The following is a 15283-nucleotide window of genomic DNA, read 5'->3' as shown; positions in this document are numbered from 1 at the left end:
GTCTTTGCTCCAGATACTAGCCGCCCTCGCTCCTGGCGTTAGAGGTGACGCCCACGCTGGCGGCGACCACCAGCCCGGTGCCCAGCATCTGCAGCGGCGTCATCGGCTGGCCGAGGATCGTGAAGCCGGCCAGCGCGCCGATGGCCGGCTCGAGGCTCATCAGGATGCCGAAAGCAGCAGTCGGCATGCGCCGAAGCGCGATCATTTCCAGCGCATAGGGCAGCAGCGGCACGAGAACGGCAAGCCCCAGCATCGTCAGCAGCATATCCGCCGAGAACATCTGCGGCAGCTCCTGCATTCCGGCCGGGAGGCATACGATCGCCGAAACGAACAGCGAGATGGCCAGTCCCTCCAACCCGGGAAAGAGCTTTCCCGACTTCTTCATGAGGAGAATGTAGCCGCCCCAGCCGGCGCCGGCGCCAGCCGCGAGCAGAAGCCCGAGCGGATCGGCCGACCAACTCTCGCCGTTGTGACACAGTAGGCCCACGCCGACGAATGCTGCCAGCGGCCATATCAGCCGCCATCCGCCAAGACCGAAGGTGGCGACGGCGAGCGGCCCGAGAAATTCGACCGCGACCGTCAGTCCGAGCGGGATGCGCGCGATCGCGGCATAGAAGCAGACGGTCATCACCGCCATGGTCAGGCCAAGCGCAAGGGCGCTTTTCCATTGTTCCCGGCTATAGGAGCGGACCGGCGGGCGCAGGATGGCAAGCAGGATCAGCGAGGCGAACAGCAGGCGGATGAAGCTCGTGGCGAAGGGTCCGTGCTGCGCAATTACGCCGGCGGAAAGAGCCGCGCCCACCTGCACGCTCGACATGGAAAACAGGCATAGCGTCACGCCCGACAAAAGTGCCGTCCGCTCGCCGGGTGCTCCGGGCGAGGGGCTGTCGAACGCATTCTGGACTTGCTGGTCGGCCATGGCGGTACCTCCGGCCTACCGTGGTAGCGGATGGATCTCATTCCGACAAATTGATTGCGGTGAGGCTTTGCTTCAGCAGAATTGATACTTGCGAGCAATGCCGGAAACGACGACGCGCACCGGGCGGTGCGCGTCGAGGAAGAGCGGGAAAGAGATGCGAGCGGTCGTCAGCCCTGACGGAGCGGCGAGATCGAGATCTCGACGCGGCGGTTCTGCGCGCGGCCGGCCTCGGTGGCATTCGAGGCGATCGGGCGGTCCTGGCCGTAGCCTATCGCCGACATGCGGCGCTGGTCGACGCCGCGCGAGCCGAGATAGTTGGCGACCGAATAGGCGCGGCGTTCCGAAAGCGCCTGGTTGTGCGCCGCCGAGCCGGTGGAATCGGTGTGCCCGTCGACGTCGATCAGCGACCTGTTGAACTTGCGCAGCACGATCGCGACGGAATCGAGCGTCGGGTAAAAGGCCGGCACGATCTGGTCCTGGTCCGTCGCGAAGGTGATGTTCGACGGCATGTTCAGGATGATCCGGTCGCCGTTACGGGTGACGGAGACGCCCGTTCCCTGCAGTTGCGCGCGCAGTTCGGCCTCCTGGTTGTCCATGTAGTTGCCGATGGCGCCGCCGGCCAGCGCGCCGACGCCGGCGCCGATCAGGGCCGCATTGCGGCGCTGCACGGGATTGTTGCCGACAAGCAGGCCGGTCGCAGCACCAAGGCCGGCGCCAATCAGCGCGCCGCCTGCGGTGTTCGACACCTTCTGTTCACCGGTATACGGATCGGTGGTGGTGCAGGCGGAAAGATAGATGGCGGATAGGGAGATGATTGCGATCTTTTTGTACATGAAAGAGCCTGATTCCGAGCGTTCTTCGTGATTCTGCTTCAAACTATCGATTGCGGCAGCAACATGAAAGCCCACGGGCTTTCCCCAGCGGATTGCATCCTGGGAAGCTGTCCGGCTGAAAACTTGGCGTTTAGCCGGAAATGCCCTTCAGCACGTTGGCGACATTGAGGCCGATTTCCGGAACGCCATAGCCGCCCTCCATGACCACCAGAACCGGCACTCCGCTGGCGGCGATCGTCCGCCCCATGCTGATATAGTCCGGCGAGGTCAGCTTGAAGAAGGAGATCGGGTCCTTCTCGAACGTGTCGACGCCGAGGGAGACGACGATCGCTTCCGCGCCGAAGGCGGCGATCTGTTTCAGCGAATCTTCGAGGGCGGCGCCCCAGACCGAATAGGGCGTGCCGCGGCCCATGGGATAGTTGCGCGTGGTACCGGCGCCGGCACCCTTGCCGGTTTCCTCCTCGTAGCCGAGAAAATGCGGGAAGGCCTCGGCAGGGTCGCCGTGGAGCGAGGCAAAGAAAACGTCGCCGCGCTCGTAGAAGATGTCCTGCGTGCCGTTGCCGTGATGGAAATCGACGTCCAGGACCGCGACCTTGCCCGTGCCCTTGTCGAGCAGGCGCTGGGCCGCGACGGCGGCGTTGTTGATGAAGCAATAGCCGCCGAACATGTCGATGCCGGCGTGATGGCCCGGTGGGCGGCAGAGCGAGAATGCCGCCTTGTGGCCGGCTGCGATCAGGTCTGCACCATCGATCGCAGACGACATCGAAGACAGTGCCGCTTCCCATGTGCCCGGCGAAATCGCCGTTTCCGCGGCGTTGCAATAGTAGCCGAGCTGGCCGTCGATGTCGGTGGGGATACGCGGCGAGGTGCGGCGCACGGGGAACGATGTTGCGATCGCCTCGCCCCGGTGGCCGGCCGCCTGCCAGCGGTCCCAGGCGGTTTCGAGGAATGCGAGATAGCCAGCATCGTGCACTTTCAGCGCGGTTTCCAGCCCATGCCGCGCCGGCGCCACGACATCGGTGTAGCCCGCTTCCTTGACCGCTGCCAGGATCCATTCGGCGCGGAACGGCGCCTCGAAAGGAGGCACCAGTTCGCCGCCGTAGAGTTCGGTCTTGGCATTTCTGAGCTTGTGGTCTTCGGAAAATACGACGCGCATCCAATGGCTCCCCAATTCGCTGCGGCGACGTTAGCCGCGAAGCGCTGACCGGGCAAGGCACGACTGTTGACCTTGCTGCTTCGCCGGCGCGCTTCGTGGCGAGAACACCTTGGGACGTGAGGAGTGCCCTGTATCTGGACGGACACGGGCGAAAAATCGGCCGCCTATCCACATCTCCTCCGCATGCCTGAACCCTTTTGCGGCGCTCGCATAAGTAGAACTGGCGCGATCTTGTCGTGCCGGGGAAATGCCCGGCCGGGATGCGGCCCGTATCACAGACGATAACCGTGGCGCAGGAAAGGAAAACGTCCGCTACAATTTCATTTGCACATATTACGTAAAGGGAAGCTTGGTTTGCGAAATATTGCGCAGAGCGCGAGAGGGCCGGGCATCGCGCTATGATCGAAGGCTGCTTGCGCGCTATCCGGCGCATTTCGAGACAGGGCTGTGCCTGCCGCAATCCTGACGTTTACCGCCGCATCTCACGGTCGATGCTTCGAGGTCGAGCCGCTGCAAATTTCCTTGCGTTCCCGCTGTTTCTGGCATTCACTCCGGCCATTCACGCCAGAATAACACGGGGAAGGAAAGAAAAATGGCTTATCGTCGCTTCAACCTGCGCGCAGCTCTTTTGCTTGGTGCAGTGCTTGTCGGAAGCAGTCCGGCGCTGGCCGAGGCAGTGCTTCATCGCGGCAATGCCGGCGAGCCGCAGACGCTCGACCAGGCCCACACCTCCATCAACATTGAGGAATTCATCCTCAAGGATCTCTATGAAGGCCTGACGATTTACGATGCCAGCGGCAAGATCGTTCCCGGTGCGGCCGAGACCTGGGATCTCTCCGACGATGGCCTGACCTACACGTTCAAGCTGCGCGGCGATGCCAAGTGGTCCGACGGATCGCCGGTGACGGCGGAGGATTTCGCCTTCTCGTTCCGCCGCGTCGAGGACCCGAAGACGGCTGCCGGCTATGCCAACATCCTTTATCCGATCAAGAACGCGGAGAAGGTCAACAAGGGCGAGGCCCAGCCGACAGATCTCGGGGTGAAGGCAGTCGACGAGAAGACGCTTGAAATCACACTCGAACGTCCGACCCCCTTCTTCCTCGAACTGCTGGCCCACCAGACGGCCCTGCCGGTCTCCAAGGCGAGCGTCGAGAAGAATGGCGCTGATTTCGTAAAGCCCGGCACCATGGTCTCGAACGGTGCCTTCAAGCTCGTCAGCCACGTGCCGAACGACAACCTCGTCGTCGAGAAGAATCCGAACTACTGGGACGCCGCCAACGTCAAGCTCGACAAGGTGATCTTCTACCCGATAGACGACCAGGCGGCCTCCGTTCGGCGCTTCGAGGCGAAGGAGATGGATCTCGTCTACAACTTCTCCGCAGACCAGATCGATCGCCTGCGCGGCGCCTATGGCGACCAGGTGCACGTGTCGCCGACGCTTGCAACCTACTACTACGCCTTCGACACCCGCCAGGAGCCCTATAGCGACGTGCGCGTGCGCCAGGCGCTGTCCATGGCCGTGGACCGAGACTTCCTTGCCAAGGAGATCTACTCCGGCTCGCAGATCCCGGCCTATTCCATGGTGCCGCCCGGCATCGAGACCTATGGTGAGCCGGCGAAGGCCGATTTTTCGGCGTTGTCGCAGCTCGACCGTGAGGACAAGGCGATCGCTCTGATGAAGGAGGCGGGCTACGGCGAGGGCGGCAAGCCGCTCGACATCGAGATCCGCTACAACACCAACCCGAACCATGAGCGCGTGGCCACCGCCATCGCCGACATGTGGAAGAACACCTTCGGCGCAACCGTCTCGATGGTGAACCTCGACGTGTCCTCGCACTACGCCTACCTGCAGGAAGGCGGCAAGTTCAACGTCGCCCGCGCCGGCTGGGTCGCCGACTATGCCGATGCGGAGAATTTCCTCGCCCTCAGCCTGAGCTCGAACAAGACCTTCAACTACGGTCACTACGAGAGCGCGGAGTTCGACGACCTGATGAAGAAGTCCTACGAAGAGACCGATCCGGCCGCCCGTTCGAAGCTCCTGCACGAGGCCGAGACGCTGCTGATGAAGGACCAGCCGATCGCGCCGTTCCTGACGCAGGCGGACCTGTGGCTCGTTTCCGGGCGCGTGCAGGGCTGGCATGACAATGCCGCCAACCAGCACCTGAGCCGCTTCCTGAGCGTATCCGAATAACAGCTGCGATCCGAGGTGGCGCACGGGCACGTCCCATGCGCTGCTTCACAGGAGTACGGGCATGATAGCCTTCGTCTTGCGCCGCCTTGCGAGCGCCGTGCCGACCTTGTTCATCGTCGTCACGATTTCCTTCTTCCTCATGCGGTTTGCCCCCGGCGGGCCCTTCAATCTGGAACGACCGCTGCCGCCGGCGACGATGGAAAACCTGGTTCGCACCTACCAGCTGGATCAGCCGCTGTGGCGGCAGTACGCGACCTATGTCAGCAATGCCGTGACAGGCGATTTCGGCCCGAGCTACGTCTACAAGGACAATTCGGTCGCCGAACTGATCGGCAAGGGCCTGCCCTATTCGATGGAGCTCGGCTTCTATGCGCTGCTGCTGGCCCTGATCGGCGGCGTCGCGATGGGCACGGTTGCCGCGCTGCGCCAGAACAGCGCGCTCGACTTCGGCATCATGTCGCTTGCGACCGTGGGCACCACCGTGCCGAACTTCGTGGTCGGCCCGGTGTTGACGCTGATCTTCGCGATCATCCTGTCGTGGCTGCCGGCCGGCGGCTGGGGGGATGGATCGTTGCGCTTCCTGATCCTCCCGATGATCGCACTCGCGCTGCCGCAGTTGGCCGTTTTCGCCCGCCTGACGCGCGGCTCGATGATCGAGGCGCTGCATGCCGATCATATCCGCACGGTCAAGGCCTATGGCCTGCCGGCCCGCGTCGTCGTCGTCACGCATGCCATGCGCGGCGCGATGTTGCCGGTCGTGTCCTACCTGGCGCCCTGCGCCGCAGCCCTGTTGACGGGGTCGGCCGTGGTCGAGACGATTTTCACGATTCCCGGCGTCGGCCGCTATTTCGTCCTCGGGGCGATCAACCGTGACTATACGCTGGTCATGGGCACGGTCATCCTGATCGCCATCTTCGTCATCGTCTTCAATCTTTTGGTCGACATCCTCTATGGCCTTCTCGACCCGAGGGTCCGCCATGACTGACATTGCCGCAAACCCGCTGCACGAGCCGCCGAAGACCGTCAGCCGCAGCCTGTTCCAGCTCGCACTCATCCGTTTCCGCCGAAACAGGGCGGCGATGGCGGGCTGCGTGACGCTGCTTCTGATCGCCCTCTTCTCGTTCCTTGGCCCGCTCTTCGTTCCGCACACCTATGACCAGGTGTTTCCGTCCTACGTGACGATCCCGCCCAGCCTGCAGCCGCGCCCCGACGTGTCGACGCTGCAGGAGGTCATGGAGGGTGTTGCCGCCCGGGCGCGCGTGAAGCTCGACGCGTTCACGGTGGACGGGCAAGCATTTACCGCGACCATCAGCGCCGACGAGCCGATCGATCCGCGTGCGACGCGCTACTTCGACAGGGCCAACGAGTTCCGCGACACCAAGGTCGACGCGACCGAGAATGACGGCCGTGTCATGAGGCTGAGCGGGCAGGTGAACCGCGAGTACTTTCCCTTCGGTACCGATTCCAACGGGCGGGACCTTCTCGCGCGCGTCATGCTCGGCGGACAGATCTCGATTGCCGTGGGCCTGCTCGCAAGCCTCGTCTCGCTCGGCATCGGCGTCGTCTACGGCGCGACGTCGGGCTATATCGGCGGGCGTGTCGACAACGTCATGATGCGCTTCGTCGAGATCCTCTATTCACTGCCCTTCGTGTTCCTCGTCGTCGTTCTTGTCGTCTTCTTCGGCCGCAGCTTCGTTCTGATCTTCCTGGTGATCGGCGCGGTGGAGTGGCTGGACATGGCGCGCATCGTGCGCGGCCAGACACTGGCGCTGAAGCGGCGTGAATTCGTCGGCGCCGCGCAGGCGCTGGGGCTCACCGATTGGCAGATCATCCGCCGGCACATCATCCCCAACACGATCGGCCCGGTCATCGTCTTCGTCACCGTCGTCGTACCGAAGGTGATCCTGCTCGAGAGCTTCCTGTCCTTCCTCGGCCTTGGCGTCCAGGCGCCGCTGACGAGCTGGGGCGCGCTGATTTCGGAAGGGGCGAACAACATCCAGTCCGCGCCGTGGCTCTTGATTTTCCCGTCGATCTTCTTCGTCGCCACGTTGTTCTCGCTAAACTTCGTCGGCGACGGCCTGCGCGACGCGTTCGACCCGAAGGACCGCTGAGATGGCAGAGACGAACGAAACGATCCTCGCCATCCGCGAGCTGAAGGTGAATTTCACCACGCCCGACGGAACGGTCAATGCCGTCAAGGGCATCGACCTCGACGTCAAGGCAGGCGAGACGCTTGCCGTGGTCGGCGAGTCCGGCTCCGGCAAGAGCCAGACCATGATGGGCATCATGGGTCTTCTCGCCGGCAACGGCGCGGTGACGGGCTCGGCCAAGTACCGCGGCAAGGAACTGATCGGCCTGCCGCCGGCAGAGCTGAACAAGGTCCGCGGCGCCAAGGTCACGATGATTTTCCAGGAGCCGATGACCTCGCTCGATCCGCTCTATCCGATCGGGCGCCAGATCGCAGAACCGATCGTCCACCACCGTGGCGGCAGCTACAAGGAGGCGCGCAAGCGGGTGCTGGAGCTTCTGGAGCTCGTGGGTATCCCCGAGCCGGCCCGGCGCATCGACAGCTATCCGCACGAGCTCTCGGGCGGGCAGCGCCAGCGCGTCATGATCGCCATGGCGCTCGCCAACGACCCGGACATCCTGATCGCCGACGAACCGACGACCGCGCTCGATGTCACCATCCAGGCGCAGATCCTCAAGCTTCTGCGCTCGCTGCAGGAGCGCTTCGGCATGGCGATCGTCCTGATCACCCACGATCTCGGCATCGTCAGGCATTTCGCAGAGCGCGTGGCGGTGATGCGGCGCGGCGAGGTGGTGGAGCAGGGGACGACCGCCGACATCTTCGAGCGGCCGACGTCCGACTACACGAAGATGCTGCTCGCCGCAGAACCGCATGGCCGAAAGGCGCCGCCGGCCGATACCGCACCGATCATTCTGGAAGGACGCGACGTCGTCGTGGACTACCGGATCGGCGGCGGGCTCTTTTCGGGCGGTGCGTCGAAGTTCCGCGCGGTGGACCGCGTGACGGTGAGGCTGCGGGAGGGGCAGACCATCGGCATCGTCGGAGAATCGGGATCGGGAAAATCGACGCTGGGACGTGCATTGCTGCGGCTCGTCCACGCCGAGGGACGATACCGGTTTGGTTCGACGGACATTTCGGGCTTTGACCGTTCGCGCATGCGTCCGTTGCGCAAGGCGATGCAGCTCGTCTTCCAGGACCCGTATGGATCGCTTTCACCACGCCAAACGGTGGGCGAGATCATCACCGAGGGCCTGCTCGTGCACGAGCCGGAACTCGGCAAGGCCGAGCGCGATCGGCGGGCGATCGCAGCGTTGAGCGAGGTGGGACTGGATCCCGAGGCGCGCAACCGTTACCCGCACGAATTCTCGGGCGGCCAGCGTCAGCGCATCGCCATCGCCCGCGCCATGATCCTCAAGCCGAAGGTCGTTATTCTCGACGAACCGACATCGGCGCTCGATCGATCGGTGCAGGGGCAGGTGATCGAGCTTCTGCGCAATTTGCAGATGAGCCACCGTCTCTCCTACGTGTTCATCAGCCACGATCTATCGGTGGTGAAGGCGATGTCGGACTATGTCGTGGTGATGAAGGATGGCCGCATCGTCGAGGAGGGGGAGACCGATTCGATCTTCGAGGCGCCCGCCAACGCCTACACGAAATCCCTGATCGGCGCCGCCTTCAACATATGAGGCCAGCGCCATGTGAGGCCAGAGCCGGCCGTCGCGCCCAGAGCAAGGCGCGTCGGCCGGCTTACCGGTTGCTGTCGGGCTCGGGATAGGAATAGGGCTCTGGCTTCTGTTGTCCGTCCCGTTGGAACGTCTTGAAGCTGAACGTTGAACTGGTTCCCATGGCCTGGCGCATGCTGGTCTTGCCGCGCACGACAACCGGCAGGTCGTAGGATGGGTGGTCACGCCGGTCGCGAGACGTGGCAGAGGCGGTGCCGGCCAGCGCTACGGAGACGGTGAGCAGAAGAAAGGATCGGAAGAGCATCGCAACACCCCTTGGCCGGATCGCGGCCGACTGGCGCCCTTATGTCCTGTCCGGCGCCGACTTGTAGAGAAACATAATTGCCATTTCCGGACTCCGCCAGTATCCCGGGATTGAATGGACCGTCCACAAAACGGACGTTATTGATCGTGAACGCGACAGCGTTGCTTCTGCCGCCGGCGGGCGGTATCCCGTCCTGACCGCGCCATCACGGCGCATGCAATCCTGAATGGTGGATGGACGAGACGTGGACACACAGACTTTCCCGACCTTTGGCCAAACCTTCGACGCCTTCCTGTTCGACATGGATGGCACGCTGATCAATTCGATCGCGGCCACCGAGCGCGTATGGGGCAATTGGGCGCGCAAGCACGGGCTCGACGTCGAGGCCTTCCTGCCGACGATGCACGGAAGGCGGGGCATCGATACGATCACTGCGCTGAACCTTCCGGGTGTCGATCCGCGCGCCGAGGCGCTAGAGGTCGAGCGCGGCGAGATCGAGGATGTCGAGGGTGTGGTGGCGATCGACGGCGCCATCGCATTCCTGGCGGCCTTGCCGGCCGATCGCTGGGCGATCGTCACCTCCGCGCCGATCGCGCTGGCGCGACGCAGGCTGGAGGCCGCCGGCATCGCGCTTCCGCAGACGATCGTGACGGCGGAAGACGTCAAGACCGGCAAGCCTTCGCCCGAGGGTTATCTGCTCGCCGCTTCACGGCTCGGTGTCGATCCCGCACGCTGCCTGGTGTTCGAGGACGTGGAGGCCGGCGTGAAAGCGGGAGAGCGCGCCGGCGCCGGCGTTGTCGTCGTCACCGCGACCCATGCGGAGGAACCGGTGACAGGCCATCCGTCGATCGCAAGCTATCGCCAGTTGCGCCTGAGCGTCGATGCGAGCGGCGTTCTGACACTGGCACCCGCCGTCACATCCTGAGAGGGAGTTACTTCACGTCCAATCCCCTCCTCGATCCGTTCGTCAGGAAATGGAAGCTTGTGCCGGACGGTGTAGCCGTCGCCACGCCAAGCAGCCATCTGCTTCCCGTGCAATGGTACGGCCGCCCGGCGATGCTGAAGGTGGCGACGGTGCCGGACGAAGCGACCGGCGGCAGGCTGATGGCCTGGTGGAACGGCGAGGGGGCGGCGTCGGTCTATGCCGCGGAAGGGGACGCCATTCTGCTGGAGCGCGCCTGCGGCGCACAGTCGCTTGCCGCGCTCGCCCGCAGTGGTCGGGACGACGAGGCCACACATATCCTCTGTACTGCGGTCGAGCGCCTGCATCGGCCCCAGCCACGCGCGTTGCCGGAACTTGTCCCTTTGGGGAAATGGTTCGAGGCGCTCGAGCCCGGCGCTGTCAGTCACGGCGGCATCCTGCACCGCTGCGCCGCCACGGCGCGTGAACTCTTGGCCAGCCAGCGCGAAATGGTGGTCCTGCACGGCGACGTTCATCACGACAATTTCCTCGATTTCGGCGAGCGTGGCTGGCTGGCGATCGATCCCAAGGGGCTGCTTGGCGAGCGCGTCTTCGACTATGCCAACATCTTCTGCAATCCCGATCTTGCCGATCCGTCGGTTCCGGTCGCGACGCTGCCGGAACGGTTCGCAGCGCGTCTCGGGATCGTCTGCGCCGAGGCCGACCTCGACCCTCACCGGTTGCTGCAATGGATTGTCGCCTGGGCGGGGCTGTCGGCCGTCTGGTATCTGGACGACGGAATGCCGGCCGACATCGATCTCGCCGTCGCAGCCCTTGCCGCAGCCGAGCTGGACAGCTGAAACGCTTGACGATCCCGACTGGCGGTGACAGAAAAGAGCCGCGGCACATCACGCCCGCCCTTCCCGAACATTGAGGAATAATCGACACCTGCGCGGACGCGGGGCGGCGTTCGTTCATTCATGGAGGCTTCATGCTTGAAGAAACCCTTCCGCTGGACCGCCTGGCGGATTACGCAGACCGCTTCGTTCTCTTGTCCGGCTGTTCCGGCGGAGGAAAGTCGGCGCTGCTTTCCGCCCTGCGAATGCGTGGTTTCGCCGCTTTCGAGGAGCCGGGCCGCGAGGTGGTGCGGGAGCAGCTTTTGATCGACGGCCCGGCGCTGCCCTGGCGCGACCAGGCGCTCTTCGCCGAGCTGTGCGTTTCCCGCGCCATGCGGCAGATGACGGCCGCGGCCGAATGTACCGGGTCCGTCTTCTTCGACCGCGGTATCGTCGACGCCGTCGCCTTCTTCGAATATCTACGCCGCGACGTGCCCGCTCACCTCGAAAGGGCGGCAGGGCTTCTGCGCTATTGTCGGACGGTCTTCGTCACCCCGCCCTGGCCGGAGATATACTCAGGCGACAGGGAGCGCCGCCATTCCTATGAGGAGGCCGTCGCCCAATACGACGCCTCCCTTTCGACGTTCCGCAGGCTGAACTACCACCCGCTGGAACTGCCGAAGACCTCCATTGAGAGCCGCGCAGATTTCATCGTCGACAGGATCCGGTAGGCTAACAGCCATTCGAAATGAAAATGCCCGGCTGTGCCGGGCATTGGAAACGTGTCGTAAAATCGCGGCAATCAGCCTTCGAAGAATTCCTTCATGCGGGCGAAGAAGCCCGTCGATTCCGGATTGTTGTCCTTCGAGGAGATTTCCTCGAACTCCTTCAGTAGCTCGCGCTGGCGCTTCGTCAGTTTCTGCGGCGTCTCGATCATGATCTGGATGTATAGATCGCCTACCTGGTTGGAGCGCAGCACCGGCATGCCCTTGCCCTTCAGGCGGAACTGGCGGCCGTTCTGCGTGCCTTCCGGCACCGTCACGCGCGACTTCGTGCCGTCCAGCGTGGAGACGTCGAAGGTGCCGCCGAGGGCAGCCGTCGTCATCGAGATCGGCACGCTGCAGTGCAGATCCGCTCCATCGCGCTGGAAAATCTCATGCGGCTTGACCGACAGGAAAATGTAGAGATCGCCGGCAGGTCCGCCGCGCACGCCCGCCTCGCCCTCGCCGGCCAGACGGATACGGGTGCCGTCCTCGATCCCCTGCGGGATGTTGACGGAAAGCGAGCGCTCTTCGGTGACACGGCCGTGGCCGTGGCACTTGGTGCAGGGATCGGGAATGATCGTGCCGCGGCCCTGGCAGGTCGGACAGGTGCGCTCGATCGAGAAGAAGCCCTGGGCCGCGCGCACGCGGCCAGCCCCCTGGCAGGTGCCGCAGGTTTGCGGCTTGGTGCCCGGCTTGGCGCCCGTTCCAGTGCAGACGTCGCAGGTGATAGAGGTCGGAACGCGGATCTGCGCCGTCTTGCCGGTGAAGGATTCCTCGAGCGAGATCTCCATGTTGTATCGCAGGTCGGCCCCGCGCTCGCGGCCGCCGGAGGAGCGCCGCTGGCGCCCGCCGCCCATCATTTCGCCGAAGATGTCTTCGAAGATGTCCGAGAAGCCGCCTGCACCGAACCCGCCGCCGCCAAAGCCGCCGCCGCCCATGCCGCCTTGCTCGAAGGCTGCGTGGCCGTAGCGGTCGTAGGCGGCGCGCTTCTGCGGATCCTTCAGGATCTCGTAGGCCTCGTTGACTTCCTTGAACCGGACCTCGGCGGTCGCATCTCCCGGATTCTTGTCCGGGTGATACTTCATCGCCATCTTGCGAAAGGCGCTCTTCAGCTCCTTTTCGTCAGCTGTCCGGGAAACGCCCAGCGTCTCGTAGAAGTCAGTTTTAGCCATATCACTGCCGCGCCCGCTTCGTGTACGGGATCATTGTTCGTTGAAGGAGGAAATGCCAGCCGTCAGTCGATCTATCCGGCTTCACGGCCAAAAAGCAAGGTGGCGGGACGCTTCGAGCAGACGGTACCATGATTTCGTCACCGTAGTGAACGCCAAGCATCATGGATTTGCCCTTCGTCTTTGGTCCGCTCCTATCCGGAGGAAGGCCGGTCGCGGCAGGCGCGACCGGCGGTTTCATTACGATGCCGACCGCTTGCGATCGTCGTCGTCCTTCACTTCCTCGTAGTCCGCGTCGACGACGTTGTCACCGCCTTCGGCCGAGGAAGAGCCGGCCTGTTCGGCCTGCTGGGCTTCGTAGATCGCCTGGCCAAGCTTCATGGAAACCTCCATGAGCGTGTTGGTCTTTGCCTTGATGTCGTCGGCGTCGGGCTCGGAAGCCTCGACGGATGTCTTCAGCGCGGCAATGGCGTCCTCGATGGCCTTGCGGTCATCGGCCGAGACCTTGTCGCCATATTCCTTGAGCGACTTCTCGCTCGAATGGATCAGGCTTTCGGCCTGGTTCTTGGCTTCGACGGACTCGCGGCGCTTCTTGTCGGTCTCGGCATTCGCCTCGGCGTCCTTGACCATCTTCTCAATGTCGGCGTCGGAAAGACCACCGGATGCCTGGATGCGGATCTGGTGTTCCTTGCCGGTGCCCTTGTCCTTGGCCGAGACCTGGACGATGCCGTTGGCGTCGATGTCGAAGGTCACTTCGATCTGCGGCACGCCGCGCGGAGCCGGCGGAATGCCGACGAGGTCGAACTGGCCAAGCAGCTTGTTGTCCGCGGCCATTTCGCGCTCGCCCTGGCTGACGCGGATGGTCACGGCCGACTGATTGTCCTCGGCAGTCGAGAAGGTCTGGCTCTTCTTCGTCGGGATCGTCGTGTTGCGCTCGATCAGACGGGTGAAGACGCCGCCCAGCGTCTCGATGCCCAGCGACAGCGGGGTCACGTCGAGAAGCAGCACGTCCTTGACGTCGCCCTGCAGAACGCCGGCCTGGATGGCGGCACCCATGGCGACCACTTCATCCGGGTTGACGCCCTTGTGCGGCTCCTTGCCGAACAGCTGCTTGACCACTTCCTGGACCTTGGGCATGCGGCTCATGCCGCCGACGAGAACGACTTCGTCGATCTCGGCAGCCGAAACGCCGGCATCCTTCAGCGCAGCCTTGCAGGGCGCGACGGTCTTCTGGATCAGGTCGTCGACGAGTGCCTCGAACTTGGCGCGCGTCAGCTTCATCGTCAGGTGCTTCGGCCCGGATGCGTCAGCCGTGATGAACGGCAGGTTGATTTCTGTCTGCTGCGAGGACGAAAGCTCGATCTTTGCCTTTTCCGCAGCTTCCTTCAGGCGCTGCAGGGCAAGCTTGTCGTTCTTCAGGTCGATGCCCTGGTCCTTCTTGAACTCGCCGGCCAGGTACTCGACCAGACGCATGTCGAAGTCTTCACCGCCGAGGAAGGTGTCGCCGTTGGTGGACTTCACCTCGAAGACGCCGTCGCCGATTTCGAGAACGGAGATATCGAAAGTGCCGCCGCCAAGGTCGTAGACGGCGATGGTCTTGCCGTCCTTCTTGTCGAGGCCGTAAGCGAGGGCAGCAGCCGTCGGCTCGTTGATGATGCGCAGCACTTCGAGGCCGGCGATCTTGCCGGCGTCCTTGGTTGCCTGGCGCTGAGCATCGTTGAAGTAGGCGGGAACGGTGATGACGGCCTGCGTGACCTTCTCGCCGAGATAGGACTCAGCGGTTTCCTTCATTTTCTGAAGGATCATCGCGGAGATCTGCGAAGGGGAATAGGTTTCGCCGTGTGCCTCGACCCAGGCGTCGCCGTTCGGCGCCTTGACGATCTTGTAGGGCACCATGCCCTTGTCCTTCTGGGTGGTCGGATCGTCGAAGGTCCGTCCGATCAGGCGCTTGATCGCAAAGAGGGTATTTTCCGGGTTCGTCACGGCCTGGCGCTTGGCTGGTTGGCCGACAAGGCGTTCGCCGTCGTCCGAAAAGGCGACCATGGAGGGCGTGGTGCGCGCGCCTTCGGCGTTCTCAATGACTTTTGCGTCCTTGCCATCCATGACGGCGACGCAGGAATTTGTCGTTCCGAGGTCGATACCGATAACTTTTGCCATGTCATTCTCTCCTTGAAGCGAACTGCCGGAACCCAATTCTGGCATTCGTTCGGCAGTCCCTAGTGGGATGGTATTGCACGAATACGCGACGGAAGCCGCGGTTTCCGGCTATATAAGGATCAGTCTAGGTGACTGCAAGGCATCAATCTTCCCTGATGGCAGGCATTTCGAACCGATGCGCGGCCGCAGAAAGCTCCGCCATCGTGGAATGTGGGAGGCCCGCCCGTTGCCGTCAAGAGCTGCGGCAGGACGCGGCTCGATATGCAGCATGTCGCACATGAGTGCGCGCCGGCATTGCGGCTATAACAGGTGTAAAATCAACGGTTAAAAGCGCCGCAAGGG

At 63.6% G+C, this 15283-nt stretch carries 13 protein-coding genes; 7 read left to right on the top strand and 6 right to left on the bottom strand.

The features are described from left to right. Positions 1 to 16: 16 nt before the first annotated feature. From HV823_RS16160 to HV823_RS16150, 3 genes are all read right to left on the bottom strand, one after another. The gene (locus tag HV823_RS16160; protein ID WP_176950757.1) at positions 17 to 919 is read right to left on the bottom strand and encodes an EamA family transporter; all 903 of its coding nucleotides are present in this window, start codon (positions 917 to 919) and stop codon (positions 17 to 19) included. 167 nt (positions 920 to 1086) lie between these two features. Next, positions 1087 to 1752: a YiaD family glycine zipper/OmpA-like lipoprotein gene (locus HV823_RS16155; protein ID WP_176950756.1), complete on the bottom strand. Its 666-nt coding sequence runs from the start codon at positions 1750 to 1752 to the stop codon at positions 1087 to 1089. A 130-nt stretch (positions 1753 to 1882) separates the two neighbouring features. After that, positions 1883 to 2908, bottom strand: a complete 1026-nt coding sequence (locus HV823_RS16150) for a histone deacetylase family protein (protein ID WP_176950755.1) — start codon at positions 2906 to 2908, stop codon at positions 1883 to 1885. A gap of 592 nt (positions 2909 to 3500) precedes the next feature. On the opposite strand from HV823_RS16150, the gene HV823_RS16145 reads away from it, so the two are divergent. The 4 genes from HV823_RS16145 to HV823_RS16130 all read left to right on the top strand — a co-directional run bounded on the left by HV823_RS16145 (position 3501) and on the right by HV823_RS16130 (position 8813). Beyond that, positions 3501 to 5099, top strand: coding sequence for a peptide ABC transporter substrate-binding protein (locus HV823_RS16145; protein WP_176950754.1), 1599 nt, complete (start codon positions 3501 to 3503; stop codon positions 5097 to 5099). A gap of 61 nt (positions 5100 to 5160) precedes the next feature. Further along, a complete protein-coding gene (gene oppB, locus HV823_RS16140; RefSeq protein WP_176950753.1) occupies positions 5161 to 6084 on the top strand; it encodes an oligopeptide ABC transporter permease OppB in 924 nt (307 codons plus the stop codon). Beyond that, the gene (locus HV823_RS16135) at positions 6077 to 7210 is read left to right on the top strand and encodes an ABC transporter permease (RefSeq protein WP_176950752.1); all 1134 of its coding nucleotides are present in this window, start codon (positions 6077 to 6079) and stop codon (positions 7208 to 7210) included. The genes oppB and HV823_RS16135 overlap by 8 nt, the downstream gene beginning before the upstream one ends. 1 nt (position 7211) lies before the next feature. Beyond that, positions 7212 to 8813, top strand: a complete 1602-nt coding sequence (locus tag HV823_RS16130; protein ID WP_176950751.1) for an ABC transporter ATP-binding protein — start codon at positions 7212 to 7214, stop codon at positions 8811 to 8813. A gap of 61 nt (positions 8814 to 8874) precedes the next feature. Here HV823_RS16130 and HV823_RS16125 read toward each other — a convergent pair whose 3' ends face one another. Continuing rightward, complete coding sequence (locus tag HV823_RS16125) at positions 8875 to 9114, bottom strand: hypothetical protein (protein WP_176950750.1); 240 nt, start codon at positions 9112 to 9114, stop codon at positions 8875 to 8877. A gap of 226 nt (positions 9115 to 9340) precedes the next feature. On the opposite strand from HV823_RS16125, the gene HV823_RS16120 reads away from it, so the two are divergent. The 3 genes from HV823_RS16120 to HV823_RS16110 all read left to right on the top strand — a co-directional run bounded on the left by HV823_RS16120 (position 9341) and on the right by HV823_RS16110 (position 11582). After that, positions 9341 to 10039 (top strand): HAD-IA family hydrolase, encoded by a 699-nt coding sequence (locus tag HV823_RS16120; RefSeq protein WP_176950749.1) that lies wholly within the window; start codon positions 9341 to 9343, stop codon positions 10037 to 10039. After that, positions 10036 to 10875, top strand: coding sequence for an aminoglycoside phosphotransferase family protein (locus HV823_RS16115; protein WP_176950817.1), 840 nt, complete (start codon positions 10036 to 10038; stop codon positions 10873 to 10875). The genes HV823_RS16120 and HV823_RS16115 overlap by 4 nt, the downstream gene beginning before the upstream one ends. Positions 10876 to 11006: 131 nt before the next feature. Next, positions 11007 to 11582: an AAA family ATPase gene (locus tag HV823_RS16110; protein ID WP_176950748.1), complete on the top strand. Its 576-nt coding sequence runs from the start codon at positions 11007 to 11009 to the stop codon at positions 11580 to 11582. Positions 11583 to 11653: 71 nt separating this feature from the next. On the opposite strand, the gene dnaJ is transcribed toward HV823_RS16110, so the two are convergent. Both dnaJ and dnaK read right to left on the bottom strand, forming a co-directional pair. Beyond that, the gene (gene dnaJ / locus HV823_RS16105; protein ID WP_176950747.1) at positions 11654 to 12787 is read right to left on the bottom strand and encodes a molecular chaperone DnaJ; all 1134 of its coding nucleotides are present in this window, start codon (positions 12785 to 12787) and stop codon (positions 11654 to 11656) included. Between the two features lie 237 nt (positions 12788 to 13024). Continuing rightward, complete coding sequence (gene dnaK / locus HV823_RS16100) at positions 13025 to 14941, bottom strand: molecular chaperone DnaK (RefSeq protein WP_176950746.1); 1917 nt, start codon at positions 14939 to 14941, stop codon at positions 13025 to 13027. Positions 14942 to 15283: the final 342 nt, after the last annotated feature.

The organism is Mycoplana rhizolycopersici, assembly GCF_013378445.1.
GTDB lineage: Bacteria > Pseudomonadota > Alphaproteobacteria > Rhizobiales > Rhizobiaceae > Mycoplana > Mycoplana rhizolycopersici.
The sequence above is the reverse complement of the archived record's forward strand: the minus strand, read 5'-3'. Positions and strand labels throughout refer to the sequence as shown.

Excerpts from the sequence above, each read along its gene's own strand:
- HV823_RS16145 (WP_176950754.1), top strand. The coding sequence starts at position 3,501 with ATGGCTTATCGTCGCTTCAACCTGCGCGCAGCTCTTTTGCTTGGTGCA.
- HV823_RS16155 (WP_176950756.1), bottom strand. The coding sequence starts at position 1,752 with ATGTACAAAAAGATCGCAATCATCTCCCTATCCGCCATCTATCTTTCC.
- oppB (WP_176950753.1), top strand. The coding sequence starts at position 5,161 with ATGATAGCCTTCGTCTTGCGCCGCCTTGCGAGCGCCGTGCCGACCTTG.
- HV823_RS16130 (WP_176950751.1), top strand. The coding sequence starts at position 7,212 with ATGGCAGAGACGAACGAAACGATCCTCGCCATCCGCGAGCTGAAGGTG.
- HV823_RS16110 (WP_176950748.1), top strand. The coding sequence starts at position 11,007 with ATGCTTGAAGAAACCCTTCCGCTGGACCGCCTGGCGGATTACGCAGAC.
- HV823_RS16125 (WP_176950750.1), bottom strand. The coding sequence starts at position 9,114 with ATGCTCTTCCGATCCTTTCTTCTGCTCACCGTCTCCGTAGCGCTGGCC.
- HV823_RS16135 (WP_176950752.1), top strand. The coding sequence starts at position 6,077 with ATGACTGACATTGCCGCAAACCCGCTGCACGAGCCGCCGAAGACCGTC.
- HV823_RS16120 (WP_176950749.1), top strand. The coding sequence starts at position 9,341 with ATGGTGGATGGACGAGACGTGGACACACAGACTTTCCCGACCTTTGGC.
- dnaJ (WP_176950747.1), bottom strand. The coding sequence starts at position 12,787 with ATGGCTAAAACTGACTTCTACGAGACGCTGGGCGTTTCCCGGACAGCT.
- HV823_RS16160 (WP_176950757.1), bottom strand. The coding sequence starts at position 919 with ATGGCCGACCAGCAAGTCCAGAATGCGTTCGACAGCCCCTCGCCCGGA.
- HV823_RS16150 (WP_176950755.1), bottom strand. The coding sequence starts at position 2,908 with ATGCGCGTCGTATTTTCCGAAGACCACAAGCTCAGAAATGCCAAGACC.
- dnaK (WP_176950746.1), bottom strand. The coding sequence starts at position 14,941 with ATGGCAAAAGTTATCGGTATCGACCTCGGAACGACAAATTCCTGCGTC.